The 26,918-nt window shown below is 63.3% G+C and carries 21 protein-coding genes; 14 read left to right on the top strand and 7 right to left on the bottom strand.

Features of this window, described 5'->3' with window-relative positions; translation table 11 throughout:
• The 4 genes from KA184_12480 to KA184_12465 all read right to left on the bottom strand — a co-directional run.
• On the bottom strand, positions 1-1,747 hold a 1,747-nt coding region (locus KA184_12480; GenBank protein MBP8130387.1), incomplete at its 3' end, for a VWA domain-containing protein.
• 4 nt (positions 1,748-1,751) lie between these two features.
• Entirely contained in the window at positions 1,752-4,082 is a 2,331-nt protein-coding gene (locus KA184_12475; GenBank protein ID MBP8130386.1) for a tetratricopeptide repeat protein, read from the bottom strand.
• Positions 4,079-4,543, bottom strand: a complete 465-nt coding sequence (locus KA184_12470; GenBank protein MBP8130385.1) for a biopolymer transporter ExbD — start codon at positions 4,541-4,543, stop codon at positions 4,079-4,081. Before KA184_12470 ends, KA184_12475 begins: the two co-directional genes overlap by 4 nt.
• On the bottom strand, positions 4,540-5,367 hold the full coding sequence (locus KA184_12465) for a MotA/TolQ/ExbB proton channel family protein (protein ID MBP8130384.1): 828 nt from the start codon (positions 5,365-5,367) through the stop codon (positions 4,540-4,542). Before KA184_12465 ends, KA184_12470 begins: the two co-directional genes overlap by 4 nt.
• 284 nt (positions 5,368-5,651) lie before the next feature.
• Here KA184_12465 and KA184_12460 point away from each other — a divergent pair, with 284 nt between their 5' ends.
• The gene (locus KA184_12460) at positions 5,652-6,080 is read left to right on the top strand and encodes an amino acid-binding protein (protein MBP8130383.1); all 429 of its coding nucleotides are present in this window, start codon (positions 5,652-5,654) and stop codon (positions 6,078-6,080) included.
• A gap of 95 nt (positions 6,081-6,175) precedes the next feature.
• On the opposite strand, the gene KA184_12455 is transcribed toward KA184_12460, so the two are convergent.
• Positions 6,176-10,438 (bottom strand): hypothetical protein, encoded by a 4,263-nt coding sequence (locus KA184_12455; GenBank protein ID MBP8130382.1) that lies wholly within the window; start codon positions 10,436-10,438, stop codon positions 6,176-6,178.
• Positions 10,439-10,856: 418 nt separating this feature from the next.
• On the opposite strand from KA184_12455, the gene KA184_12450 reads away from it, so the two are divergent.
• Positions 10,857-11,183, top strand: coding sequence for a hypothetical protein (locus tag KA184_12450; protein MBP8130381.1), 327 nt, complete (start codon positions 10,857-10,859; stop codon positions 11,181-11,183).
• A 100-nt stretch (positions 11,184-11,283) separates the two neighbouring features.
• Here KA184_12450 and rpoN read toward each other — a convergent pair whose 3' ends face one another.
• Positions 11,284-12,696: an RNA polymerase factor sigma-54 gene (rpoN, locus tag KA184_12445; GenBank protein ID MBP8130380.1), complete on the bottom strand. Its 1,413-nt coding sequence runs from the start codon at positions 12,694-12,696 to the stop codon at positions 11,284-11,286.
• Positions 12,697-12,832: 136 nt separating this feature from the next.
• Here rpoN and KA184_12440 point away from each other — a divergent pair, with 136 nt between their 5' ends.
• The 12 genes from KA184_12440 to KA184_12385 all read left to right on the top strand — a co-directional run bounded on the left by KA184_12440 (position 12,833) and on the right by KA184_12385 (position 25,520).
• A complete protein-coding gene (locus KA184_12440) occupies positions 12,833-13,606 on the top strand; it encodes an MBL fold metallo-hydrolase (protein MBP8130379.1) in 774 nt (257 codons plus the stop codon).
• Positions 13,603-14,880 carry a helix-turn-helix domain-containing protein gene (locus tag KA184_12435; GenBank protein ID MBP8130378.1) on the top strand — a complete coding sequence of 426 codons (1,278 nt, stop codon included), beginning with the start codon at positions 13,603-13,605 and terminating at the stop codon, positions 14,878-14,880. Before KA184_12440 ends, KA184_12435 begins: the two co-directional genes overlap by 4 nt.
• On the top strand, positions 14,877-15,038 hold the full coding sequence (locus KA184_12430; protein MBP8130377.1) for a hypothetical protein: 162 nt from the start codon (positions 14,877-14,879) through the stop codon (positions 15,036-15,038). The genes KA184_12435 and KA184_12430 overlap by 4 nt, the downstream gene beginning before the upstream one ends.
• Positions 15,039-15,233: 195 nt before the next feature.
• Entirely contained in the window at positions 15,234-17,054 is a 1,821-nt protein-coding gene (locus KA184_12425) for a hypothetical protein (GenBank protein ID MBP8130376.1), read from the top strand.
• Between the two features lie 257 nt (positions 17,055-17,311).
• Positions 17,312-17,749 (top strand): ATP-binding protein, encoded by a 438-nt coding sequence (locus KA184_12420; protein ID MBP8130375.1) that lies wholly within the window; start codon positions 17,312-17,314, stop codon positions 17,747-17,749.
• Between the two features lie 2 nt (positions 17,750-17,751).
• Positions 17,752-18,180: an STAS domain-containing protein gene (locus tag KA184_12415; protein ID MBP8130374.1), complete on the top strand. Its 429-nt coding sequence runs from the start codon at positions 17,752-17,754 to the stop codon at positions 18,178-18,180.
• A gap of 104 nt (positions 18,181-18,284) precedes the next feature.
• Positions 18,285-19,592 carry a UDP-glucose/GDP-mannose dehydrogenase family protein gene (locus KA184_12410; GenBank protein MBP8130373.1) on the top strand — a complete coding sequence of 436 codons (1,308 nt, stop codon included), beginning with the start codon at positions 18,285-18,287 and terminating at the stop codon, positions 19,590-19,592.
• A gap of 252 nt (positions 19,593-19,844) precedes the next feature.
• The gene (locus tag KA184_12405) at positions 19,845-20,405 is read left to right on the top strand and encodes an anion permease (GenBank protein ID MBP8130372.1); all 561 of its coding nucleotides are present in this window, start codon (positions 19,845-19,847) and stop codon (positions 20,403-20,405) included.
• Between the two features lie 139 nt (positions 20,406-20,544).
• On the top strand, positions 20,545-21,456 hold the full coding sequence (locus KA184_12400) for a MaoC family dehydratase N-terminal domain-containing protein (protein MBP8130371.1): 912 nt from the start codon (positions 20,545-20,547) through the stop codon (positions 21,454-21,456).
• Between the two features lie 39 nt (positions 21,457-21,495).
• The gene (locus tag KA184_12395; protein ID MBP8130370.1) at positions 21,496-23,076 is read left to right on the top strand and encodes an AMP-binding protein; all 1,581 of its coding nucleotides are present in this window, start codon (positions 21,496-21,498) and stop codon (positions 23,074-23,076) included.
• 64 nt (positions 23,077-23,140) lie between these two features.
• Positions 23,141-25,072, top strand: coding sequence for a glycosyltransferase family 1 protein (locus KA184_12390; protein MBP8130369.1), 1,932 nt, complete (start codon positions 23,141-23,143; stop codon positions 25,070-25,072).
• A 67-nt stretch (positions 25,073-25,139) separates the two neighbouring features.
• Positions 25,140-25,520 carry a PGPGW domain-containing protein gene (locus KA184_12385; protein ID MBP8130368.1) on the top strand — a complete coding sequence of 127 codons (381 nt, stop codon included), beginning with the start codon at positions 25,140-25,142 and terminating at the stop codon, positions 25,518-25,520.
• 4 nt (positions 25,521-25,524) lie between these two features.
• Here KA184_12385 and KA184_12380 read toward each other — a convergent pair whose 3' ends face one another.
• Complete coding sequence (locus KA184_12380) at positions 25,525-26,721, bottom strand: tetratricopeptide repeat protein (protein ID MBP8130367.1); 1,197 nt, start codon at positions 26,719-26,721, stop codon at positions 25,525-25,527.
• Positions 26,722-26,918 lie beyond the last annotated feature (197 nt).

The raw sequence follows: 26,918 nt of genomic DNA, 5'->3' as shown, positions 1-26,918 counted from the left end.
CGTATTGCCGGCTCAGTTCCCGCAATTCGCCGACCAGTTCGGGCTGCTCGCCCACGCGCGAGATCTCGCCGATGAGATGATAGCTCTTGGCAAACGCCCAATGGCGGGCAATGCTGCTGTCGCCTGCACTGGCCTTGCTCAAGTCCGCGCGGAAGATCACTTCTTTCCGCTTCTCCCCGGCGAGCCCCGTCAGCCGCATGACAAATTCCCTGTCTTTCGCGGGGTCGTACCGCCCGTAGACGCACACCGGACGGCCCCGGTAGAAGTCGGGAATTGCGTTCGGAAAGACGCCTGCCTCGTCTATCCGGCCATAGTCCGCCCGAACATCCACGAGCAACGGCTCGCGCACACCGGCCAGGAAAAGCGGGAGTTCATCGTCAATACGCTCGATATCGCTTACCACACGCGATTCCCCGCGGTTCCGGTACGCCAGCAAATCGAGCAGATATTGATTCACCGTGCGGCCGCCCCCAAACGCGAATATCGTGTTCCGCGCGTTATCCGCCGTCAGACCGTTTATGATTGCGCGGCTGTCACGCAAGCCTGAGGTGGGGCGAGCGTCTGAAACCAGCACGACGATGCCCGGCACGCCGGTTCGCGGCAACGACTGGAGCACCGGCTGCAGCGCCTTGAACACGTCCGTCTCGCCCCGTGATTCCAGGCCTTGCAGGAACGCCGCAGCGGCAGCCTTGTTCTCGCTGACGCCGGGCACATGCGCCGTCTTGAACTTGGTGGGCAGGTCGCGGAAGACCACGATATTGAAGTTGTCCTGCGGATGCAGGGCTTCCAAGGCCTGCGTGAGCCCCCGCACCGAGAGGTCGAGCTTGCGCTGGCTGATGCTGCTCGATGCATCGAGCACAAAGGTAATGTCGCGCGGCAGCGTTTGCAGGGCCTCCGTATCCTTGGAGGTGATACGCAGCCGGAAGAACCCCTGCGCCTCGCCCGGCGCCTGGTACACGTCTATCGCGATGTCGAGCAGATCATCGATAAACGTGTACTGAGTTTCACGCCCCTTGCGAATCGCATCGATCACCGGCGTGCGCGCGACGATTATCTCCTGCTTCTCCGGCATCGGCGGCGCCGTCTGCGCGGGCTCGGGAACCGCAATCTCCTCGTGTGGCGGCAGTTGCGCGGTCTCACCCGTTTCTTCGCGCTCGTTCGAGGGCAAAACGTCTTGAGCCAACAGTCCCGGGCGCGACGAGGAAGGCAGTTGCAGCGGCGGCACGTCGCTCGCAATCGCCAGGTCTCGCAGCGCGGGCATTTCGCCGTCGCCCAGCATTTCGATGGGACTGGGCCGCACGACGCGCCGGGCTACCTGCAAGTCACGCCGCGCGGCGTCTTCGGCGATTTCAACGATGCGCATGTCCATCTCTCGGAGCAGCGCGGCGTCCGGGTCCAACGCATATTCCCGCGTCACGGCGTCCGATGCGAGGCGGGTTTCCAGGTCGGGAACGGACGCCTCCGGACGCTCCGGCCCCCGCTCGAACGCGAGAGACTCGCCTTGTCCGTTCACCAGGTCGCGAACCTCTCCGGGCCGGGAGGCGAGTTTGTCCGCGGAGCGTTCGAAAACCCGCGTCTTGTCCTCGTAGGTTTCGAGCAGGCGCACCTGATACCGTTCGCGGAGGCTCTCCACCGCCGCATGCGCCCGCACGAGCGTAATGCGCGGCGCGGCGTAGAACCAAAACACGAAATGGACCGCCAGCGACACCAGCACGCAAAAGGCCAGTATTACGCGACGGCTCGGCATGGCATCAGGTCCCGCCCAGCGCAGCCAGTGCTTCACGTGCTGGCGCTGCCTGCGGCTGGTCCGGAAAATCGGCGACCAATTCCTCGTACGTGCGCTTGGCCTGGTCCGGCTTGCCCAGCTTCTCGTAGAGCCGTCCCGCGCGCAGAAGCGCCTCCGGCGACAGTTCCGCGTGCAGGAACAGAATGGCGACGCGCATGTAGTTGCGCGCCGCGCGTTCGGCGTCCTCCTGTTTCTCGCAGATCTCCGCGACACGAAAACAGGCGCGCGCCGCCACATCGCCGCTGTTCGAGTTGCTCGTCTCCTCGTAAAGCCTCAAGGCCTCTTCCGTTTCACCCTTCTGTTCGTGCAGGGCGGCCATCCGGTACCGCGCCTCGACGGCCGCGGTGCTTTTCGGCGCGTCCTGCGCGACACGCGCGTACAGTTCCAGCGCGCCGGCCGCATCGCCGGATTTCTCCCGGCATTCCGCCACGCGGAAGCGAATCCGTTCCGGGTTCGGGTAATCCGGCACACGCTCCAGCAGCGCATCGAAGGCGCGGCCCGCCAGTTCCCACTGTTCCGCTGCGTAATGACGTTCACCCAACCACGCGTACGCCTTCTCGTTCAGCGGTACTTCCGGATACTCCCGGATGAGCTGGTCGAAGAACTCCGCGGCCCGGTCGTAATCCTTGTTCTCATAGTGCGCCACGGCGAGCCCACGCAACGCCTGCCCCGCCAGCGGGCCCTGCGGCGCCTTCTCCAATACGGACTGGTACAACTCGATGGCCCTCAGCGGGCCCCCCTCCTGCCGCATGACGCAGTCCGCCACGCGGTATGTAGCTTCCACCGCTTGCGGAACATCCGGATACTTCTCGAGCAATTGGCGGAATGTCGCTTCACTCGACGCGTAGTCCTTCATGTTGTAATACGTAATCGCGAGACGGTACAGCGCGTCCTGCTCGATGGACGGGTCCGCCGCCTGTTCCAGCAGCGTGCGGTACTTCGTCACCGCGTCTTGAAACGACTGCGCCGAGAACTGCGCATCGCCCGCGCGCAGCATCGCCTCCGTCGTCAGCGGATGTTCCGGATACTGCCGCACGAATTGTTCGAACACCGCCGCCGCCTGGTCCGTCAATCCCAGGTGCTCCAGGCACTCGCCCGACTTGTACAGGGCCTCAGGGCCATATTCGCTGTCCGGATACTTCTCGGCAACAAGGCGGAACTCCTGCTGCGCGTCCTCGTAGTTTCCCTCCGTAACCAGCAAAGTCCCCAGCAGGAACGCCGCATCCCCCGTCAGCACCGATTCCTTGTAGTCGCGCAGGAAGGTCATGACCTCATTCTTGGCCTCGGCCGCGCGGCCGCTGAGTTGGAGCACCCAGGCGATTTTGTAGCGCGACCGCTCCAGAAATTCCGATTCCGCATGGTCAGCGGCGATCTGCCGGTACAGCGCCAGCGCATCGTCATAACGCCGCTGTTGTTGCAGCGCGTTCGCGCGCAGATAGAGTAGGCCCGCCGCATACGGCGTATCCGGATGCGCCGCCAGGAACCGCGCCGCCGCCACCTCAGCTTCGGCGAGCTTGCCCGCATGATACAGCGCCCACGCATACCCGTAATCCGCCCGCTGCGCGTAGGCCGAATCCGGGAACTCCGTCTTCAGTTGCTCATACGCTCCCACCGCCGCGCTGAACCAGCCAAGCTTGTCGTAGATCTCCGCTGCGCGGAACCGCGCTTCCATGCGCAGTGTTTCTTCGGGAGCGTCTTGCGCGGCCTCGGAGAACGCGACGGCCGCGTTTTCAAGGTCGCCGCGGCCCACGCATACATGGGCGAGCTGATACTGTGCGTACGGGGCCAGCGGGTCGTCCTGAAAGCGTTCCGTCACCGCCACGAACGCTCGCTGGGCGCCGTCATAGTCCCGCGTGTCCAGACGTGTCCTGCCCAGGAAATACAGGGCACGCACACACAAATCCGCCGGGGTGTCCGGACCCGACAGCGGTTCCAGTGCCTTGGCGGCATCCTCGTAGCGCCGCAGCATGTACAGGGCCTCGCCGCGGCGCAATGCCGCGCGCAGCCGCTCCGGGTACTCCAGTGCTGGCGGCAATACCTTCTCGAACGCCGCAATGGCCTTCTCGTATTGTCCCGCCGCGAACGCGGCCTCGCCCAGCCGGTAGCACGCGGTCGGCCCGTACGAGCCTTTCGGATAATCCCTCAGGTACGCCTCGTATTCGTCCACCGCTTCCGTGAAGAAGCCCCGCTGGAAGAGCCCGTCGGCAAACTCCATTTGCGTCTGTTCCGGCGACTGGGCAGTCGCATCCGCGCAGAGGCACAAGAGCGTCGCGATTGTCAGAAAGGTTCGGGTCACGGGACTTCTGAGCGCTCCTCTTCCGGCTGGACCGCCGCAAACGCCACGTTCTGAATATCGACCTTGCTGCACGCATCGAGCACCTCTATCGCCCGGCCCAGCGTCGCATGACGGTCCCCCCGGATAATCACCGAGCCGCCCGGGAAATACTTCGCTACGCGGTCGAGCAGCGTCTGCAGCCCCACGATATCCATCACTCGCTCGTTCACGACGATGTCGAGCACCGTGCCGTCCACTACCCGCGCATCCTCCGGACGCAACAGGTTGATAATGATTTCGCCCGGCATCCGCTCGCTCGCCGCCGCCGAATCGGCCGTGGGAAGGTCGACGTCCACCTCGCTCTCCAGTTGCGTGTAGACAGAAGTCCACATGAAAAACACAAGGGTAAGGAAGATAATATCAATGAGCGGGGCCATCATGATGGTGTCCCCCTCATCCTGTGCGCGGCGTCCGAATTTCATGGCTCGGGACTCCTCGCAATCAACTCCACCAGTTCGCTCGCCTCGGCCTCGACCTCGGCCAGGATTTTCACCACCCGCCCTCGCAGGTAGTAATAGATTGCCATGGCCGGAATCGCGAGAAGCAGCCCCGCGGCCGTCGTCACCATCGCCATCGAAACGCTGTAGGCCACCGCGATGCTCTTGACCTGCGCGTCGTCAAACGCAATCGTGCTGAACGCCTGCATCATGCCCCAGACCGTGCCCAACAATCCCAGTAGCGGCGCAATCGTCGCGATATTGTTCAGATACGAAATCCTCTGCCACAACCCGGCCGCGCCCCGTTCTCCCTCGCTCTCCATTGCATCCTGGATGACGTACCGGTCGTGCCCCGCCACCTGCAGGCCCGCACGCAGGACGTTCGCCAGCAGTTCATCCCGTCCCTCGCACATCTGAAAGGCACCGCGCAGGTCGCCCGCCCGGATCTGCGCATGCGCGCGCTTCACCAGCGTGGGCGGCGCCTCCCGACGGGGCGTCACCGTAAGCAACAGATACAGCGCCAACACCAGCGCCACGAAACTCAGCCCGGCGATGACCCAGAGCACGGGGCCCCCTTGTTCAATCATCATGGTAAGCGTCAAGGTCTGAGGCGGCTCTCGCACGGCTGCCGCCTGCTCAGCCGTATCCACTTGCTGTGCCGCGGCGGCCGCCCCGGCGCCGGGCGGTGTGTCCGGAACAACTGGCGCCCCGGCCCGTGGTTCCGGCGGTGGTTCCTGTCCTCCCGCCACGGCGCCGATTGACACAAGCGCGAGTAAGGCCAATCCAAGTACCGGCACGCTGGAACGCATTTTGCTCACCTTTCGCCATATCAGGGCAGCACAGGGTCACCCACGCCCAAATACTCCCACACGCTCACCCATAGCCCCGCTGATTTGCATTATTCCGCCAGTCTGCAAAAAGTTCCAGGGTCTCGAACACACGCGGCGCGCACCCGGAGGTCGCGGAGCTGTTTACCGATGGCGGGCGCCATATGGGCAAGATGTTCAAACCCCGACATCTCCCCCGCCCGTGCTATAATCATTCATTGTTCCTCATCGGCAGTTGAACCGTATGAACGGAGGGAGACCCTGCGATGCCATATGCTATTGAGAGAGTTGACGTATTCACGGGCTGCATCGACGACAAACCCGGTGCGCTCGCCGCGATGCTCGCGCCGCTCGCCGAAGCCAAGGTTTGCCTGCAGTTTCTGCTTGCCCGGCGCAACCAGCCGGGGCGCGGCGTTGTCTTCGCCGCCCCGATAAAGGGCGCGGCAGCCGCCCGCGCCGCGCAGAAAGCCGGTCTCTGCAAGGACGCCACCATTGCCGCGCTGCGCGTGGAAGGCCCCGATAAAGCCGGGCTGGGCGTGCTCGTCACGCAGGCCATCGCTGCCGCCGGCATCAATTTGCGCGGCATCTCCGCGCTCGCCGCCCGCAAGAAAGCAGTGCTCTGCATCGCCCTCGACTCCGCCGCGGACGCAGCCAAAGCCCGCGCTGTCCTGAAGAAGGTCTTGGGCACGAAGTAAGGGCCGCCGGGCTGCTTCTTATTGTGCTTCGTGCGCCGCGCACGACGTGGGGTCGTGCGGCCGCGGGTTCTTTCTTGTCAAGCCGCGGACAACGGTTATTCCGGGCCGCGGGAGGTGTTCTTTTTTTCCGCGGCTTTCATGACGAGTCTTTTCTGAATTTCCGTCAGAGGCTCCAGATGGTAGAGCGGGTTGTCCCATTGCGTCCGTTCGAGCAGAAACTCGGTCAAACGTCTTGCTTCCTGGTGGTCCGGCGGCAAGGTGCAGCATGCTGCGCCCTCCCAATGCGCCACTTCCACCCAGGGCCGCGGATTGCCCCGGTCATCGAAGACCAGCGAAGCGCAAGCCCCATACTCGAGAATGTCGTCCAGGCCGATGATCACGCTCTCAAAGGCCTGCGGGGCGACAAAGGCCCGATGCCCGCTCAGGGCATCCAGAGGGACAAGAAACTCGGCGTCGTGATACGAATTGGGCATGAGGCTCAGAACACGCAGGAGCGCGTTCGCGAGCGATGCGCGGCCGGCATCCCCCGAAATCCGCAACAGGTGCGCCAGTCTCACCGCAAGACCGGTTGCGTGGATGCCGGTCGCATCAAAGACCCATCGTAATACCTCGCCGCACGTCGCTACCCGCTCGATGGCGGCGAGGTCAGGCGCGTCCAGGCGCAAGATGCGCCACAGTCCGTCCAGCAGGATAGGAAAGCAATTCAGGGTATTCCGGAAATACCTCGAGTCCGCGAAGTCGTTCACCGATGGCAGGTCCAAGTTCCGATAGGCCGAATACAGCCGGCAGGCGTACTCGATGGCATTTCTCTGTCCCGGCGCCGCATGATGCGCCGCCTGGAAGGCCGCTTCGGCTTTTCCCCTGCCCGCGGCATGCACCAGCGCCATCAAGGCCGCCGGGTCTTCGGGCATCGATAGAGCAGTCTGCACGATGAACGCCTGAAACCGCCGAGGTTCGAGCAGCGAAAGCGCCAGCAGCGCCGCGGGTTCCCGCTCCGCTTCTTTCTTGAGAAACCGTATGGCGCCCGGGCCCGGATTCCTGAACGCCACCGTGATGGCCGCGCGAACAAGCGCGGTCCTTTCCTGCGCGGTATCCGTTGCTTGTCTGTCGAGTATTTCGCCGATAAGGGAACCGACGGTTACACGCTCTTTCCGCAGCGGCGGCAGCCATTGCGCCAGACTCTCGATATTCAAGCCGAAACCGTGTTCAGCAGCCAACAGCGTCTGGATGAGGCCGTCCGGCGCCATGCGCCCCCCCGCAAGCATGTTCTCGACCATCAGTAGCGCGTTGCTATCCCAGAACCGGTTGGATTTCCTTACCTGCGGCAAGTCCCGTTTCAATGCGGCCGCCACGCCTTCCTGCGCCGCACCGAGCACAATCCATGTCATGTTTGCCTGGCAGACGACGTCACTGCTCAGTGCAAGCGATACGAGATTGTCCCACGCAGCCGGCGTGCCGACCTCGCGCAACACATGGGCGGCCCATTCCACGCCACGGCGGTCGTGCCGTTGCACTCGGGCCCATTTCGCGAGCTCCGGCAGAAACGCCTCCCCGGCGAGCAACGCCATGGTCCTGACCGCCTCGGCCCGCCCGCCACGCGTGCGCGCACGCTGAAAGATGAGCCGGGCGAGTTCCAGGTCGCGTTCACGAAGCCCCAACAGGGCGAGCGCCTCCTCGGCAAGCCCGGGCGTTTCCGCGAGGTTCGCAGGCGTTCCGTCCTCCGCCAGCGGGCAAATATCGAGTTCTCCGAGAATACGGACACAGGCCTTCTGCCGCCTGCCCAGCACTTCCAGAACTCGCGGGTCCAGAAGGGAAAAGTCCCACAACATTGCGTGCTCGAGGTCCCGGCCATGGTCGTCATAGGCTGCGTATGCCGCGGGAGGCCAAGCCTCCACGCCGTCGTCGTACCAGAACAACCCGGCTACATTGCCCGGCTGGCCGCTGTGGCCCAGCGGCACACGCAGTTCGCGCGCCCATTTGCCGCAGAAAGCGGCAATCGCGCTTGAAATGAGCTCTCTGCGCTTCTCACAAATTGATGCGCCGGCCCCCACATACGTCCGGTATCCGACCAATTCATTCGCGGCGTTGATACCCACCAGCTTGCGCGCCAGCACTTCGCCGCGTGGTCCAAAAGCGAAGATGACATTCTTGTTCGCGTCGTGCGCATTGGCCAGCACCGAATTCTTGTTGCATTCATCGAGACTCAGACACGTGCCGAAGTAATTTCCCATAAGAAAGATGCGGAAGGGGTCGCGCGAGACTTCAATGCGGACCGGCAGCCCGCCCGCGGAACCCTCGAAGGCGGCGGGCGCAAGCCAGCGCGCCACGTCAATACCGCGCCGCGCCGCGTTGCCAAGCCACCCGCGATTGGCCTCCAGGTGGCTGCGATAGTCCCCGCCGTGCGCGCGCCACGCGCGGTTCAGCTCCCGCAAGAAATACGCGGATTGCTTATCCAGGCTCGTGGTCCAGGCGGTGATGTCGATGACTTCATCATCGGAAAGGTATTCCGGAGGCGCGCAGCCAAAAGTCCTTTGCCAATAGGTATGCGAAGCGCGCCTGGCAAGCGTCCTGACCGCATCCAATGCCACACGCGCGCAGACCTCTTGCGCCTGACGCAGCAATCTGCGTTCATCGTTCCCGGAGACCCTCGCCGGCCTTCCCTCCAACAGCGCGAGCCGCGCCGCCATCGCGGCATCGAGCCCCCCTGCCGCACGGATGCCTTGGAGGTAAGCCAGCTCTCCCTGTTCCCGTTCCCGCTTCTTCAGGAGCGCACCCAGCGACTTGGGCAAGGCTGCCGTTTGACCGCCGAGTTCCTGATAATAAGCCAGCCGCGCCAGCCAGAACGCCGCCTCCGGCGAAACATCGCCGCAAGCGGCGAGAACGGAAGGCCGCGCCACGCGGGGCGCGCTCCATGCGCGAAGGTCCGCCCGAAACTCCGGACACGCCCGTTCCAGCGCCAGCACATTCACCAGCCTGTTCCAGACCGCCAGTGCCAGGTCACGGGTCAACGTCCTGCCGTCCAACAACGCCACCCAGTCCGCGAAAGCCTCGATGATTTCAACGCCCCCGTGTTCCGCAAGCTTGCCGGCAACCTGAGACGGGACAATCTCGTCCTCCGCGATTCCGCTCTCCTGAATGCGCGCACAGAGGCGTCTGAGCGGCGCCGGCGAAATCCTCTTCCTTGCGCAATCCTCCGCGCGCCAGCCGAACTCTCTCACCGCCCAATCCGCGTCCGCGATATCCACCCCTGCGTCAAGAAACAGCCGCAGCACGCGCACGTCGGAATTGGCAATGTCCCCGATGCTGTCCAGCGAGCGGAGCAACAGGTCGTAGGCAGGTCGGCCGGATTCCTCGAAGAGCTCATCGTAGATGGCGCGCCCCGCCGCCAGAAAATCCCCCGTTCTGGAATCGGACTTCTCAGGCGTCAGCAGGCACCGTGGCACGGGCGCCTGCGCGCCGTCCAGCGCGCACAACGCCGCGGCCCGCGCCACAAGCCGCGACGGCGGCCGCATCGACTCCACCTTCACGCACCCGGCATACAGGTCCGTCAACAAAAGGTCGCGTCCGCGCTTGGGGCGCTTGAACCCGGCCCTCGAAAACGCGCGCAGGGGCATTCGGTCCAGCAGGCTCTTCAACGGTGGCAGCGCCGACGCGTTATCGAAGCCGGGCAGCCGCACCCCGGCATGTTCCAGGGCCGTCTTCAGCCTCCGCACGGCCACGCGCTCTTCGTATTCTCCGGCCGTCTCGCCAAACGGCGCAAGAGAAGCCAGGAAACGCCGCCCCGCCTCCATGCCCCCGGTCCACGTCACCACCCGGGCGAGCCACCGCCACCATGGATCCTGTATTGCCGCGCGATAGTCCTCGGCAAGCGCGCCGCGCAACGCAGCTTCCTCACCAGGCGCAAGCACGTAAGGCGCGTTGACCGGAGTGCCCGCCCTTTCCCAAGCGCGCAGCGCGTCCTGAAAACAGGACAGCCGGGACGCCAGTTCTTCGATCTCTTCGCGCCAGCTCCGGTATTTGCGCCTGCGCTCCGCCGCGTCCTGCCGCGCACCCTCATAGTCATCGAGAATCCTGCGCCACTTCTGCAACGCCCGCGCCCAAGTGCCCACCGTGCTGCCCGTCAAGGCGACCGTGCCCGAAATCGGGAAGCCCAGCGCGGCAGGGGCAGGCGCCTGCTCCGGCCCCGGCGGTTCCCTACAGCTCGCAAGACAGTCACAGAGCTGCGCGAACGCAGGCATGCCCCGCACAAGAAAGACCCCTTCCTGCGATACAAACAAGCGGCCGTCAATCTGCCGCGCCTGACTGATGGCCCGGAGGGCTATCTCCTCATCCGACTGCTGAACCTTTTTCTTGGCCACCACACCACTACCTCTTCATATCAAAACAAGACCCGCCGCGGTCCCCGCCCGCGCAACCTTTGCTCCGGGAAGCCATTCTAGTATGCGCCGCGCCCGAATCCGAAACGCGCCCGCTACAGACATCAAGACTCCACGAACACGCCATCGCTGATGACAACTCCTTTGCCTCCGCCCGCCGTAGAACCCGCCGGCAAACCGCGCCGGTTTCCCGGCCCGCGCACTGAATATATCGGCTACCATCTGTTACGCAGGGAATCTGGTTTAATATTTTGACCCTTGCCTCTTGACTTGAGGGGTGCTAAACTGAAATCAATGGTGGGGTCGGCGGTAACCAAGGGATATCGGGGTCTGCACATAGGCGCAACGGCGCCGCGCGCCCGCGGGCGGGTACACGCCGGGCGCGCCGCTGCACCTCGAAGTGGGGCCTGAATACGACGAAAACACCTTTCCGGTCACGGCGATGGCCGTGGTCGAGGAATTACCGGCGGGCTGGACCTACGAGGGCATCGCGTCGGGGCCGAAACCGACTTTGGAGCTGCCCGCGGGCCATCCGGGGCCGCTCCAGTTCATCTGGGTCGACATTCCGAAGTTTCCCGCGACGTTTTCGTACCGGGTGCGCGTCCCCGGCGGTGAAACCGGCGTGCGCACCATCACGGGACAGGCCCTCTACCGCACGGACGGCCCCCAAGCGGAAACGGCAGCGGTCGAGACCCCGCTGTCGCCGGTCGAGGAGGTCCACCGATGAACACGGATGGACACCGACAGGCCCGTCCAGACTCCATCGGTGTCTATCGGCGTTCACTGGTGGTTGCCATAGGGCGGGAGCCAGCCTGTCTTTCGGCGCATCAATAAGCCTTGCGCATGGTGGTGGAAGGAATATGCATGGCTTCGCGGTACTTGGTAACGGTGCGGCGGGCGATATTCAAGCCCTGTTCCTTGAGCATGTCCGCGATTTTCTGGTCGCTCAGGGGCTTGCGCTTGTCTTCTTCGTCCACAATCTTGCGCACGAGCGACATGATGCTCTTGGACGACTGTTCTTCGCCGCTGTCGCGGCGCAAGCCGGGCGAGAAGAAGTACTTGAGTTCAAAGAGGCCCTGCGGGGTCTGGATGTACTTGCCGCGAGTGGTCCGGCTCACCGTCGCCTCGTGAATCCCGACCTTGTCCGCTATTTCCTGCAAGGTCAGCGGCTTGATGTATTCCACGCCCTTGTCCAGGAATTCGCGCTGAACATCGATAATCGCCTTTGCGACCCGCAGAATGGTGTTCTGACGCTGCTCAATGTTACGGATAAGCCACTTCGCCGACTCAACCCGGTCGCGCACATATTGCCGGGTCTCTTTCGGCATTTCCCCGTCCCGCGCGAGCTTCCGGTAGTCGGGGCTGATACGCAGACTAGCCGTGCGGTCGTCCGTGAGGTACACGATATATTCGTCGTTCTCGTCCTTCTCGACGACAACCTCCGGGGTGACGTACTGCGGCGGCATGGGCGAATACTCATAGCCGGGCCAGGGATCGAGACGCGTCAGCATGGCGCACAGTTCTTCGACGCGCTCGACGGACAACTTCATCGCCTTGGCGATTCTGGGGATCTGGCGCCGTTCCAGTGCCTCGATATGCTCCAAGACCAGGGTCTTCAGCTCCTCTTCATCGGGATATTCGACCTCAATCTGCAGGAGCAGGCACTCGACCACCGTGCGCGCGCCCACGCCCGCCGGGTCAAAGCGCTGGACCAGCCGCAGGACCGATTCCACCTCTTCGACCGGGGTCTGCATGTCCGCGGCTATCGCGGCCAAATCGCCCGTGAAATAGCCCCGCTCATTGATGTCGCCAATGATGCACTCGCCTATCTGGATGGTCCGGGCATCCCCGGTAGCCATGCGCAATTGCGTCAACAGATGCTCCGATAGCGACTCCCCCTTCGTAATGGAATTCTGGTAGTACTCGCGCCGCGCGGCCAGATCGGCGTTCCGGCTCAGGTCGGTACCCTCTTTCCGGCGCCACTGGTCCCGGTAATCGTCCAAGTCAAAGGTCGCCTCGAATTCCTCCCGTTCGCCGGGCGGTTCGGCGGGCGCCGGCGGTTCCGGGGCTTCCTGTTTCGGCACCAGTTCCAGGACGGGGTTGCTCTCCAATTCCTGCTGGACGTACTGCTCGAGTTCCACGCCCGAAAGCTGCAGGATGTGGATAGCCTGCTGCATTTTCTGGGTCAGCACGAGTTGCTGGCGCTGGGTTTGCACCAGCCTCGGCTCCATACGAATCATCAGTAATGGCTCCTTCTAAGCAACTCCCATGCCATTATAGCAAGCCCGGTCCCATCCGTCAATTGATGACGCCGCGCGAAGCCGTGCTATACTCCGTTATCGGCGGATTGTTTTGCGCATCAGAAGGGCCTTCCCGGTGTTCCGGTTCAGTCTTCTCGGCAGTGGCAGCAGCGGCAACGCGACGCTCATCGTTTCTGACAAGGCCAAGGTGCTGGTCGACTGCGGGCTCAGCCTGCGCCAGTTGCAGGCACGGGCGGCCGCAGTGGGGGAATCCCTGGAGGGGCTGAACGCAGTATTCATCACTCACGAACACAGCGACCATGTGGCGGGGCTGGGCGTCTTGACCCGCCGCTTCGGCACGCCTGTATTCCTCACGGAACAGACCTGCGCCCGCCTGCCGGCCACTATCGCCCCCGCGGGCGCAGTCGAGGTATTCGAGCCTGGCGACACGATTCCCGTCGGCGACCTCGAAATATCCAGTTTCAGCGTCTCGCACGACGCGGGCGACCCCGTAAACTACGTTGTGCGCCGCAACGGGGCCCAGCTCGGCCTTGCCACGGACCTCGGCCACGTCTCGCACGTGGTCCGGCGCAGCCTGGCCGGTTCCCATGCCGTCGTGCTGGAAGCCAACTACTGCCCCCGGCGGCTGCTGGCGGGCGATTATCCGCCGCAGGTGCAACAACGCATCCGCAGCCGCATCGGCCACCTCTCGAACCAGGACATGTGCTCGCTCCTGGGCGCGCTCCTGCACGAACGACTGCGCACCGTCGTGCTCGTTCACCTCAGCGAACACAACAACACGCCCGACCTCGTGCGCGACCTGGCCGGGGCAGTCCTGCGGAATCATCCCGCCCAACTCCATCTGGCGGAGAAAGACCGGCCGACTCCCTTATTCGAGGTGGCGCCATGAGACCCCTGTTGTTCTTGCGCCGCCCCGAAGTTCAGCGAACCCTCGCCCGGGCCGCCCGGGCCGCCGGAACGCCCCTTGCCCTCCACTACGTCACCCGGGGCGAAGAAGGCCCCGTGATCGCGCGTTGGGGCGGCTGCGAAGCCTGTGCCCGCGTCAATGCCTGCGCCGAGGGGAAGAATCGCTGCCGTGCGTCGCGGCTCGGGGCCGCCGCCACCGCGTTGCGGCAGCAACGCGGCATCCCATTCATCTGCCACGTGGGGTTTACCTGTATCGCCGTGCCCGCGCTCGCGGGCGAGCGATTCATCCTTACTTTTGGGCCCTTTGCGCCCGCGCATCTGGACGACCTCCTCGAAGAACGCGTGCAAACCGCCTATCAAGTTCTTCAGCCGTTGCCGGAAACGGAAAACGCCCCGGCGTTTGACCTGCGTGATGTCCATCGCGCCCCGGAAGGGTCCATCTACGCCGCGGCGGAGTGGCTGCGCGAAGACCTGGCGCGCTGCTGGCGCGAGGCGGCCGCCGAGACTGCTCGCGAAGCCGCCGCCGATACCGTTGCGCCTCCTGAGCCGGACCACGCGCCAGGCCGCCGCCGCGTTCAGGAATTCCATGCCGTCCCCTACCAGGCCACGGAGACGGCGCTCGCGCTGGCGGGCGGGCAAATGGGTCTCGTCCGCGACATACTCGAGGGTTTGCTGGGCGAGGCGCACGGCGGGGTGCGGCCTAAGCCGTCCGTCCGGCGCGCGCGCATCCTCGCCGCCGCCGCGGCGGCCATCGAGGCCGCGGAACGAGTTCCCCTCGATACATCACGCGCCTGGAGCCAATTGGGGCCCTTCATCGAGCAAATCGAGTCCGAATCGCACGACAGCGGACTGCTCGAAGCGGCGCTGCGCCTGCTGCGGGGAGTCAAGCCGGGCAAACCATCGAAACCGGCTCCGCCCGTCGAGAAGGCCCGCCTCGCCTACAAGGAAATCAACCGGCTGGTCATCGAACGTCTTCCAGACAGCATTGCCCTGTCCGAGGTTGCCAATCATCTCGGTCTAAAGGCTTCCACCATCAGCAAGCGGCTCAAACGCCAGTTCGGCATGAGTTATTACGAGTACGTGGGCCGCCTGCGCATTGACCAGGCCAAGGAACTGCTGCGGCGCACCAGTTTGAGCGCCACGGCGGTCGCTCACCGTGTCGGGATACGCGACCAGAGCCATTTCAGCAAGTTGTTCAAGAAATTCGAGGGCATCACCCCCAGCGAATACCGGGGCCAGTACGGGAAACGGTCATGACTTTGCGCGACCGGATACGTCAATGGTGGTTGCGCGCCGTCTGCCCCACGGAATTCCTGTGCGACAACTGCCGCTACGACCACCCCTCGGCTTGCCACCGGCGCGAACGGCCTAACGCGGTCAAATGCCCGGACTACAAGCCGGCGGGCAAGGGTTGAAACTGTAACCATTTCCGTGTGGTCTGATCCTGCGGATGGAAGCAGCATGGTGGGGCATTGCCTGTCCCGTAGCGTGTCGGCTGAGTCGTTCGTGTTGCTCAATATGCAGATGTCAGCGGAGGGCGTCCCCGTGATACGCCGCCTGCTGTAACAACTATCCTGAGGCTGAGAAAACCAGGTCAAGAGGAGAACAGCATGTTTGGGAGAACCTTTGGAACATCAAGGACTTACACAAGAATCGGCGGTCTCGCGGCGCTCATCGCAGTGGTCGCCGCAGGGGTGTGCGGCGCCCAGGAAACGGCCCCGCTTACGCTGCCTGTGCTCCAGTGCATGCCAAAACAGACCGCCGTGGCGCTCGGTGTGCCCCCGTTGAACAATCTGGTCCAGACCCTGCTGCCCGTCGTCGACCGGATTGCCCCGGAACTCGACGCCCAAGGCGCGCTGGAAGGCGCCATCGCCGACGCAGCCATCGACCTTGGGGTGGATGCGGAAAACCTCGAGGAACTGGGGCAGGGTCTCGGTATCGACGTGAATGCGCCGATAGCGGTGTTTGTCGACCTGTCTCCGACCGTGAAGAGCATAGAAGATATTCAGAAGAAGCTGGCCGAAGCCAAGAAAGCCCGTGAAGAGGCCGAACAGGCCGAGAGCGCGGAGGCGGTAGAAGACGCGGACGCCGCGGACAGCGGCGCGGACAAAGCGGACGAAGCAGGCGACACAGACGATTTCGACGACATGGAAGCCTTCGAGGACGCGCTCGACGACATGCTCGTTGTCCCCGCGTTCACCGTCGTGCTCGGCATCACGGACGCGGCAACGGCTGAAACGACCGTCAACGATTTGGGGGTCCTGTACGCCGACCTCGACCCGGACGCCTTCGACAACGTATCGGCCGGCGATGTGACGGTCAAGTCGCTCGGCGCGGACAACTTCAATTACTTCATCGCGGACAACAAGGTCGTGCTGGGCAACTCGCTGGACATGGTCGCCAACACCGCCCTGAGCCTTAAGGAACCCGCCACGTTGCGCTATGGAAGCGCGGATTGCCCGGCGGGCGTGCCCAACGAGATTTCGCTGCAGATCTACGGGGCGGATTTCATTCCGGCGCTTATGGCCCTCGCGGGCGCATTCACGAATGAGGACCCGACGACCCAGGCGCTCCTCGAGAAACAGATGGGCATGATGGCGGCGCTCTGGGAAGGCGAAGGCGCCAAAGACCCCATCCTGGTCACGCTCGGCCTGCACGACAACAGGGTGGAACTGGCCACGCGCATGGATACGGCCACGCATCCGGCCGCTCTGACTCAGGCGGGCCAGGCTCAGCCGTTGCGGTACGCGCCCATGCTCTCGGAGAAGACCCTCTTCTTCCTGAGCCTGTATCTGACCAATGAAATGAAAACGATGCTTTCCGACCTCGTGATCGACACCATAGTCGCCCAGTCCGCAAGCGACCCCCAAGTCGCTCAAGGCCTCACCATGGGCCGCCAGGTACTCCAGATGATCGGACCGGAAATCACCATCGGCTTGGCTGCCGCGGACGATTTCCCGGCCGCATCCGTGATGATTGGGCTGCAGAATGCAGAGGCGACCAAGGGCCTGCTCCAGATGTTTGTGCCCACGATGCCCGAGGAAACGTACAACAACGTCGAAATCGCCTCCGTGGTCGCGGGCATCCCGGTGCCGCTGTCCATCGCCTATCTGGGCGACATGGTCCTCGTTTCGAACAGCGTGGACGAAGTAAAGCGCATCATCGATCTGTTCACCGCCGAAAAGCAGAGCGAGCTGTTTGCCACGCTTGCGCCGCCGCTCGACCCGGCCAAGCCGCGCTACAGCGCCCTGCTGCTCAAGACCTCGCTGTACACCGATGTCATTGAGCCGTTGGCAAATCTGTTCGGCGCTCTGCCGGAAGACGCCAGCATTATCGCGGGCCAGGTAGCCGCCATCGTGGATGAACTGCGTTCCGTCTCCGAGATGAACGGGACTTGGCAAGCTTCGACCCTGAGCATCTCCCTCAAGTAAGAAGACGCCGGGCCGCAAGGCCTTCTCAGCAAGAGACAGCCCCGGACGCCGCGCGCATGCCATGGCGCAGCGTCCGGGCTTTCGCTTTTTCACGTCCCGCTATGCTATCCTTATCATGTGTCAATAGTGCGCAAGCTGTCGTGCATCGCTTGTGTTGTTTCGGTTTTTGCTGCAATTACGGAGCAATAGGCCCCAATCGCGTGAGAAACACTGCCGCAGCACGAGGCGGGACACACCGCCACGCCAAAGACGTCCACTTGGCACAGCCGGTTGGGCGCGCGCAACGGCCCTTTTTCGAGGAGGAGTTTCCCAGCACCTTCGCGGCCTTGAACGCGACACTGGGCCGGGCTCTGGAAGCGCTGGCGCGCCATGGCTGGATTGCGCAGGAGCACCAAAGCGCGGCGCGGCTCTGCCTGGAAGAGGCTTTGGTGAACGCAATACGCCACGGCAACGCCAGCGACCCCCGGCGCCATGTGCGGTTGGAACTGACTGAGGACGGCGACCACTGCATCATCCGGGTCTACGACGAGGGAAGCGGCTTCCAGCCGGAGCAGGTTTGCCTGCCGGACGCGCAACAGCCAGGCGGCCGGGGTGTCTGCCTGATGAAGCATTATATGGAGTACATCCGGTACGACCAGGCCTGCAAGTGTCTCGAAATGGCGTTTCGCCGCGGGAAATGCGCCGCGGGAGGTTGAGCATGGCGGAGAGAAAGCGGGTGCTGGTCGAATTCAAGCGTGCGGGCCGCATTACCGTGGCCACGGTACGTTCCTCGAGCGTTCTGAGCGCGCTGAACGTTGCTGAATTCGGCAATCAGATGCTGCGGCACGTAAAAGGCAAGCGCGGGATTAACCTGCTGCTCAGTCTCGAGAATGTCGACTATCTTTCGAGCGCCGTGCTGACGGAACTCCTGCGTATCAACAAGGCCGTCCAGGAACTCGAGGGGCGCTTCCGCATCTGCGCCGTGGCGCCCAACATCCGTGAAATATTCCAAATAACCAACCTGGACAAGCTCTTCGTGCTCAACGAGGACGATGCGAAGGCCAACATCAAGCGTTTCGAGCGGTCTCTCGATATTGCGGCTCAGGATGCGGCCTGGCACGAGCCTGCCGCGGAAGCGGATGAGTAAGCAGGAGAGACGGCGCGGTCAGCATGGATTTCATCACATTTCACTTGGGGAAACGGCCGCGCAACCCGGTTAAAGCCTGATCGGCACGTCACGGAAGAGGGCATATGAGAATCACAATTGTCGGCACAGGTTACCAGGGGCTGGTCACGGGCACCGGTCTTGCGGAGCACGGGCACCAAGTCACCTGTGTGGACCAGAACGCCGAACGAATCCGAACGCTGCAGCAGGGCAGGCTCCCGATTCATGAGCCCGGTCTCGAGGAACTGCTGGCGCGCAATATAGAAGAAGAGCGGCTGTTCTTCTCCACCGGCCTTGAAGAAGCCGTGAAGGACTGCCTTCTGGTATTCCTGTGCGTGGGCACGCCCTCGAATGAGGACGGCAGCGCCGACCTGTCCCAGATTTTCGCCGCTGTGCGCCAGATTGGCACAGCCATGACCGGCTATCGCATCCTCGTGAACAAGAGCACATGCCCGCCCGGCACCGCGGCCAAGTTCGAGCAAATCCTCCGCGAAAGCACTGAGCACGCCTTCGATATCGTCGTAAACCCCGACTTTCTGCGCGAGGGGGCCGCAATCGACGATTTCCTGCGTCCAGACCGCATCGTAATTGGCTGCGAGGAGGTTCGCGTCCGCGAGATTATGCGCGAACTGTACGCGCCCTTCCTGCGCACGGGGCGCCCCATTCTCCTGATGTCGCCCGTCAGCGCGGAAATGACGAAATACGCCACGAACGTCATGCTGGCGTCGCGCATCTCGCTTATGAATCAATTGGCGGAAGTCTGTGACGCGTGCGGCGCCGACATTAGCTCCGTGCGCGAAGGCGTCGCTTCTGACCACCGGATCGGGCCTACCTACCTCTTCCCCGGCATCGGTTTTGGCGGGTCGGGCCTGCCCAAGGACCTGCGCGCCTGTATCGCCTTCGCAAAGACGCTAGGTTGCGACTGTGACCTTCTCGCAGGCATCAACGGCGTAAACGAACGGCAGATAGACCGCTTTCTCGAACGCATTCTGACGTACTACGGCGATGCGCTGCCCCGCAAGCGGCTCGCGTTGTGGGGGGTCAGTTTCAAGCCGCGCACGGACGATGTTCGCGGCGCACCGGCGCTGCACCTGATCGAGCGCCTGCGTAACGCCGGCGCGGCCATCGTCGTCTACGACCCTGTCGCCGCGCCGCACATACAGAAACGTTTCGGCGATTCCGTCCCGTGCGTCCGCAAGTACTATGATGCGCTTGACGGCGCGAACGGCCTGGTCATCGTGACTGAATGGAACGAATTTCGCCGTCCCGACTACGAGCGCATGGCCGGTCTGATGGCGGAAAAAGTCATCTTCGACGGACGCAACATATACACGCCGAAAGTCATGAAAGAACTCGGCTTCCGCTACTTCAGCGTTGGGCGGCCCGCCGTCTGATGCCACATCGTGGCCATGGCTGTCCCGTGCATCCCGGAAAGTCCCGCGCGTGGAAGCCATGGGCCGTTTCCGTCCGGCTATGGCCGAATGGGGTAAGAGATAGTGATTGAAGTTTCCGGTCCGCCTGCGGCCCGAAAGCGGCTCGACGCCGTGATGCTTCTGGGCGTCCCGGCTTGCAGTCTTTCACTCATGGCGCCGCCGGACGTGTAACCGGGCACCAACAACCTCCAACACGGCGTTGTCGCGACCGCCATGTCCCTTCTGCTGTTCATGCTGCCGTCAGAAAGCGAACCCGGGAAACGCATCCTGGATTGGGAAACGGCGCGGCATCTTCCTTGGGACATCGTGCTGCTGCTCGGGGGCGGTTTTGTCCTGGCCGCGGGATTCCAGAGTTCCGGACTTTCCCTGTGGGTTGACGGACAACTCTCCAGCCTGTCCTCGCTGCATCCTGCTCAAATTGTGCTGATCGTCTGCCTCATAGCCGCGCTGCTCACCGAATTCGCGTCAAATTCCGCCACGACGCAAGTCCTGCTCCCAATCGTGGGCGCGCTGGCGGTCAGTCTGCGTCTCAACCCGCTGCTCCTCATGATTCCGGCCACGTTTTCCTGCTCCTTCGCCCTCATGCTGCCGGTCTCGACCCCGCCCAACGCTGTCGTGTTCGGAACAAAGCGCCTGCGTGTGCCGACCATGGTCCGCATCGGCAGTCTTCTGATTCTCGTCTGCGTCATTACGCTCACCGGCGCCACCCTCACCTTGGGCCGCATCGTCTTCGACATCGACCTTGGTCAGTTCCCCGCATGGGCCGCGCCGTGAACTCAGGAGGGGTTGGAAGCTTGGGAGTCGTCGGGATGTTTCTTCGTGCGGGGCAATCGTGCTACCTTTTCGCATCTGCGTGGCAGGCGCGCCACGAACGAAACCAACTGCGCGCGGGCTGGTCGCGTGGGAGAACCCTATGGAATTGAGCTCGAAATATGTTGGCAAGCGGTCGCGGCCCTGCGTCGTGACCATAACCCCCAGGCAGTCCATGGCCTATGCCGCGGGCGTCGGCGATGCGAATCCCCTCTATTTCGATGACGAGCGCGCCGACGGGGTCATCGCGCCGCCCATGCTCGCCGTGTCGTTGACTTGGCAGTTGGCCTCCCGTTTCGCCGAATTTTGGGATGTGGGCGATTTTCCCACGGAAGTGCTCGCGCAGCAGGTCCATTACAGCGAAGCGCTCGAATGGCATCACCCCATGGCGCCAGGGAGTACGCTGACCATCACCGGCGAAGTGGCCGCCATTCTGCCCCATCGCGCGGGCACCCACATGGTCCTGCGTTTCACGGCGGCAGACAGCCGGGGCGCGACCATCTTCCGCGAATACATCGGCGGCATGATGCGCGGCGTCCGATGCGCCGACGGCGGGGCGGGCATTCCGGGCGTTCCGCAAGCAGCGCCCTGGAACGGCGAGAGAGAGGTCCTCTGGGAAAAGCGCCTGCGCATCGACCCGCTGGCCCCCTGGATATACGACATGTGCGGGGACGTGCCCTTCCCCATTCACACTTCGCGCGCGTTCGCCCGCGCGGTCGGCCTGCAAAACGTCATCTACCAGGGCACGGCGACCCTGGCGCTCGCACTGCGGGAGCTTACAAACGAGGAGGCGTCCGCCGACCCCAGGCGCGTCCGCGGCCTCGCCTGTCATTTCACCGGCATGGTCGAACCGGGCACGGAGATTACCGTGCGCGCCCTCGGAAAGGAGACAACGCCCGATGCCGTTCGCGTCTATTTCCAGGTTCTGAACGAGAAGAACCACAAGGCCATACGCAACGGCAGCGTCACGTTCGGCGTCGCGGGATACTCGATTGGCGCGGCGCAATCGGAGTAGGATTACCTCTGTTTCAAGGACCGGATGGAGACTGCCTTGATGAAGCCGTATGAGTTGTCGCTGTTGTGGCAGCATGTCGAGAAATGGGCCGCCGTGAAGCCGGACGCAGAGGCGCTGGTCCTGGGAAACCGGCGCATCACCTGGGCCGGATTTCGAGACGCGGCCGACCGCGCGGCGAAAGCCATGCTCGATGCCGGCATTGAAAAGGGCGACCGCGTGGCCATGATCGCCATGGCATGCCCCGAGTTTCTGGTCACGTTCATGGCCGCCTCGAAAATCGGGGCAATCTGGCTTGGCTTGTCTCCCAAGTATTCGCTGGACGAATTGCGCTACCAGTTCCACGACGCCCAACCGGCGCTTGTTTTCTCCGTCGACCGCTTTCAGGACGTAGATTACCGTGAGCGCATACGAATCCTGACCGACGAATTCCCCTGCGTGCAGCGCGTGGTGTTTCTGAACGGCCAGAACCGTTCCGAAGACGGCTACGCCGTTTTCACGGGTGCGTCCCGCGAGCACCTCAATGAAGCCTTGGCCCGCCGCGCCGCAACGGTGCATCCGCAGGACGAAACGCTGCTGATGTACACCTCCGGCTCGACGGGCAAGCCCAAGGGCGTTCTCCACACGCACCGCAGCATTCTCGCGAATGTCGCGGTCGAACTGAGGCATTTCGGCTTCGATGAGAACACCCGCGCGCTCCTGCATTTTCCCATCAACCACGTGGCCGCGGACGTGGAGATCGGCTTTACCACCATATATGGCGGCGGCTGTATCGTGCTCATGGACCGCTTCGAAGCCCAAGGCTCCCTCGAAGTCATCGAAAGGGAGCGCATCTCCGTGGTCGGGCAGGTCCCGGTCATGTTTCTGCTTCAATTCCAGGCGCCAAGGTTCCCGGAAATGGACTGGAGCCACGTCCAGGCATTCGTCTGGAGCGGTTCCGCGGCGCCCGAGGTCATGCTCGACGTGCTCTCCATAATCAGCGAACGGACTGGCGCGCGGTTGATCACCGGATACGGCTCGACGGAACTTTGCGGTTTCTGCACCTATAGCGCGCCGCATGACGGCCGGCAACTGCTCGCGAAAGCCGCCGGACGCATCGTGCCGCCCTTCGAGATGCGTGTCGTGGACGAGAAGCGGAGCCCCCTGCCGCCCGGCGAAACGGGCGAAATCGCCGTGCGCGGCGAGATTGTCATGAAAGGCTACCTGAATAACCCGGGCGCCACCGCGGAGGTGCTCGACACGCAGGGGTGGTACTACACCGGCGACGTCGGATACCTGGACGCCGAGGGTTGCCTATTCCTGACGGGCCACCGCTCCGAAATGTTCAAAACGGGTGGCGAGAACGTTTATCCCCGCGAGATCGAAGACGTCCTGGAACGCCATCCGGCCGTGCTGTTCGCGGCGGTCCTGGGCGTACCCGACGAACTCTATTCGGAAGCCGGCTATGCTTTCCTGATGCTGAAACCCGGCCAGACGGTTACAGAGAATGCATTGCAGGCGTACTGCAAGGACCGCCTGGCGAATTTCAAGGTGCCCAAGCACTTCGAACTGCGGCCAGAACTGCCGCTGCTACCTAGCGGGAAGGTCAATAAGATCGCGCTGCGGAAGGAAATCGGGTTGTGAGTCAGCGCCCATCCAAGACGAGAAGCATTCGCCGCGTTCTTGAATACACCTGAGAGGGCGGTCCATGACAAGTCCTGGCGACGGCCCCGTTGATTCCTCGAATCTTCGCGGACTGCTGCCCATGTTCATCCGCCGCCTGTTGATAGTGCCGGCCGGCCGTGGCGAAATAGGTTACCTCCTGCGACGGGAACGCGGCATCGAGGTTCATGGTTTCGAGACCCGCCCGGAATGTCTGCCTTTTGCCCGTGCCTGCCTGGATTCCGTAACCGCGGATGTTCCTGATGGGGCGCCCCCCTTTACTGAAGCCTGCTTTGACGCCCTGCTGGTACCGGAAACGGAGTCCGGCGTCGGCGTTCTCCGCGAACGTCTGCGCTTGCTGGCCTGCACCCTCAAGACCGGGGGCTGGCTGCTCGTACGCGCGCCCGCACCCGTCGATGCGCCGGAGCAGGACGCAGCCGGACAGCACTTCCCCTATGAAGGAATCGTGCGGACCGTCCAGGAGGCAGGATTTGGACTATACAATCGCTGGCCGGTCCTTGTGCCCGCGCCATCCGGGTCCGCGTCAGAATACCTGCTTCTGTTCGTACGCCCGGAATACGATCCCCTCGCACAGGCGGAGCACCTTTTCGACGCGGGCCACCCCGACTGGGCCTTTGAAGTGCTCGCGCACATCCCAGCCGTCTATCTTCAGGATGAGGACGTTCGCATCAACGTCCGCGCGCAAATGCACTTGTGCCTTCTGGCGTGGCTCAAGCAACGCCCCGATCTTCCGCCCTTGGACCACTTCGACAAAGCCCAGGAACTGTTCCATCAGCTCGTCGCGGACCGGCCCGACTTCGCACCGGCATATCAATGCCAGGCGGAATTCTGGCGCCTTTTGGACGATACCGAGATGGCGGCCCGGCTGCTCCGCTCGGCACAACATGCCGCGCCCACGGACACCGTCCGGCGGCAGCTAGGCGCAATCCTGTCACGGTCCTCCTCCCGCGCATGGCCCGGCGAAGAAGCTCCCTTGTGGACAGACGCCGAGGCCGCTGGGCCGCACCGTATGCTGCTGGTCACCCATCCACGGCCTCACTACGGTCTCGACGTGCTCTATGATGGCCTGTGCTCCGTACTCGGCGAGGACAATGTCATGGAGTTTCCCTACAAGCCTTCGCTGCACGGCGAGGGACCGGAGGAATACAAGAACTACCCGTGCGCTTTTGACCGCGCGGGCAATCCAACCGAATTATCCGAAATTCTCGACCGCCTTAAGAGCGGATGGTTCGATGTCGTGCTTTATGGCGATTGTGAGGCTTTCCTCGAGCGGGAAACCGCGCGCGCCATCGCGAACGCGGCGCGCAGTCGCCCCTTGTTCATCGTCGACGCGCTCGATGCCGCCCTGAACCTGCGGCCCCGCGTCATGGAACATCTGGGCCTCTCAAGCGTTGCGGGCTATTTCAAGCGCGAGATGCTGCGTTGCGCGGATTACGGCCCGAATGCCTTTCCTCTGCCTTTTGCCTACCCAGACTCGCGCGTGTCCGCGCCACCCGGCGTCACGCCGCGCTCCAGGCCGTTCTTCTGGGCAGGCCATCGGCAGTCTGGCCTGCGCCGGCTCTTCCTGGAACGGATCGAGGCGCGGCTTGGCGTCACCCTGTCAGCCGGTTATCCGCAAGAGCAATACCTGACGCTCTTGCGCGAAAGCCGCATCGGACTCAACTGTTTCGGATTTGGGTTTGACACCGTCCGTTATTGGGAAATACCGGCGCACGGCGCCATGCTGTTCTCCGAGCGGCTGCCTATTCGCATTCCTCACGACTTCACCGACGGGGAAAACGCCGTCTTCTTCAGCGACCTCGAGGAAATGGAACGGAAATTCAATCACTACCTCGCATCGCCGGCCGAGTGCGCGCGCATTGCCTCCGGCGGCCATGAACACTTGTTACGCTATCACACCGGGTCGATGCGCGCACGGCAGTGCCTCGGCTGGATAGTGCGCGCTTCCCGCACCTGACCCGTCTCCCGCTTGAATAAGTATTGCCCGCGGTTGTATGTAAGCAACAGATGGCAGGATATACCTGATGACTTGGATTGTTGCCGCTGCGTGCCTGGCAGTGCTGCTCGCGGGAGCGGCGCTGTGGTTTTCGCCGTCTGTTCGCGCGGCTGCAGGCGCTCTCATCACGAATCTCACCATAGCGCAGGCCCGCCGGCTCATCGTTCTGGTGGTCGGCGGCACCGTGCTTCTCGCGGGACTGGCGATGTTGTTGCTGCCAGGGCCGGGCGTCGTAGTCACCGTCGCGGGCCTGGGCGTTCTGGGCACGGAATTCCTGTGGGCGCGTCGTCTGTTGCGCAGAGTGCGCGAAACGACCGGCCAGGTCTATAACAGCATCACCGGCGCAACAAGCGCCGCGAACGTTGACCCCCCTTCCCGGCCGGCCGAAACCAAGCACGAAGAAGGGTAGGCACTCAGCCGCCACCGGCACCGCCCATCAACATCGGCAGCATGCCGCCGCCGGCGAGGTCGCTCATCTCCATCACCTGTGCTCCCGCAGGCGGCGCATAGGCAAACTGTTCGGGCGACAGCGGCGCATTGACCCGCACATTCAACAACGCCACGGACAACTGGCTCGCGCCGGCGGCATCCAATGCTTCCAGCTTGAAATAGGAGAGGTCGTCCCCCGCACAGGAAACGCGCGCCCGGTCCAATTGCGGCGCGGGAATGGGCATCGCCGATGTGTCCGGAACGGTTCCAGGTTTGGGCGTCAGATCGAACACCCACACGTCTTTGCCCCCTACCTTCGCGTCGGGGAGCGATTTGATGTCGAAATTCTCGCGCAGCACGGCAAAAATCGCGGCCGGACTCGGCTGCATCGCGCCCGCGGCGGACATGGGCACTCTGACCACCATGGTCTGCCCGCCGATATTCATTTCCAGGAACTGCTCCTCGCCATTCGACACCATTTTCATCGCCATGGACGGCAATGGCACTCCGCCCGACGCGGACGGCGCGCCCTCGATGCGGAAGTAGACGTGGTTGTCTTTCTGCAGATACTCGATGGTTCCGCCGAACGTAATGGTCATGGGAATCCGGGGGTCGGGCATGGGAAACGAGGCGTCCAGAACCCCAGTGAAGGAGCCGGACGCGTCAAACGTATCCTTGAGCCGCGTTTCCAGCTGTTGCAGCTTCGATGCGCCGCCCGCAAACAAGCCCAGTTTCGCACCGGTCACGCCCGCCGCGCCCAAGGCCAGCACCACCCCCGCAATCGCCAGGATTAGCCACGTTTTCCGCCCCCCTCCCTGCGCCGGCGCGGCCGCTGCCGCCTTGGGTGGCGCGAATGCGGAAGCAGCGGGCTGCATCAGGTCAAAATCAAGCCCGTCCAGACCCGGTATTACCGGCGCGGCGCTGGCGGCAACTTGCATCTGGTTCATGAGCGCCTGCGCGCGCGGATCCTGAAACTGCCGAACCAACACATCACAGACCTGAGCCGCCTCGGCCGTACGGCCCAGTTTCTCCAGGCATAAAGCCTTTGGATAAAGAATGTTCCTCGTGTTGGGAAAAGCGGCCTCCAATTCACACAAGACCGCCAAAGCTTCCTGGGGCCGCCCCTTCTTGAAAAGCACGTCCGCCTGCTGGAATTTGGATTGGGCCTGCTGTGCATCCATGGCATGTTCCTCCCGCGCAGACAAAACCATACGCATCTTACAGGAAAAACACAATCCCGCCCAAACGCCCGCCTGGCCCGGCAGGTCTTACGAAATCCGTGACTCGAGTCATTGCGTATTGCCCGCAATCGAGGTTGAACAAGAAAACGGTTCAGCGGATAATGCGTTGCTGCTTTCTTTTGCCATGTCTTCGACAA

It is taken from the genome of Candidatus Hydrogenedentota bacterium (genome assembly GCA_018005585.1).
In the GTDB taxonomy this organism is placed as follows: domain Bacteria; phylum Hydrogenedentota; class Hydrogenedentia; order Hydrogenedentales; family JAGMZX01; genus JAGMZX01.
Note: the sequence above shows the minus strand (reverse complement) of the source record. Positions and strands in the feature narration are given on the sequence as shown.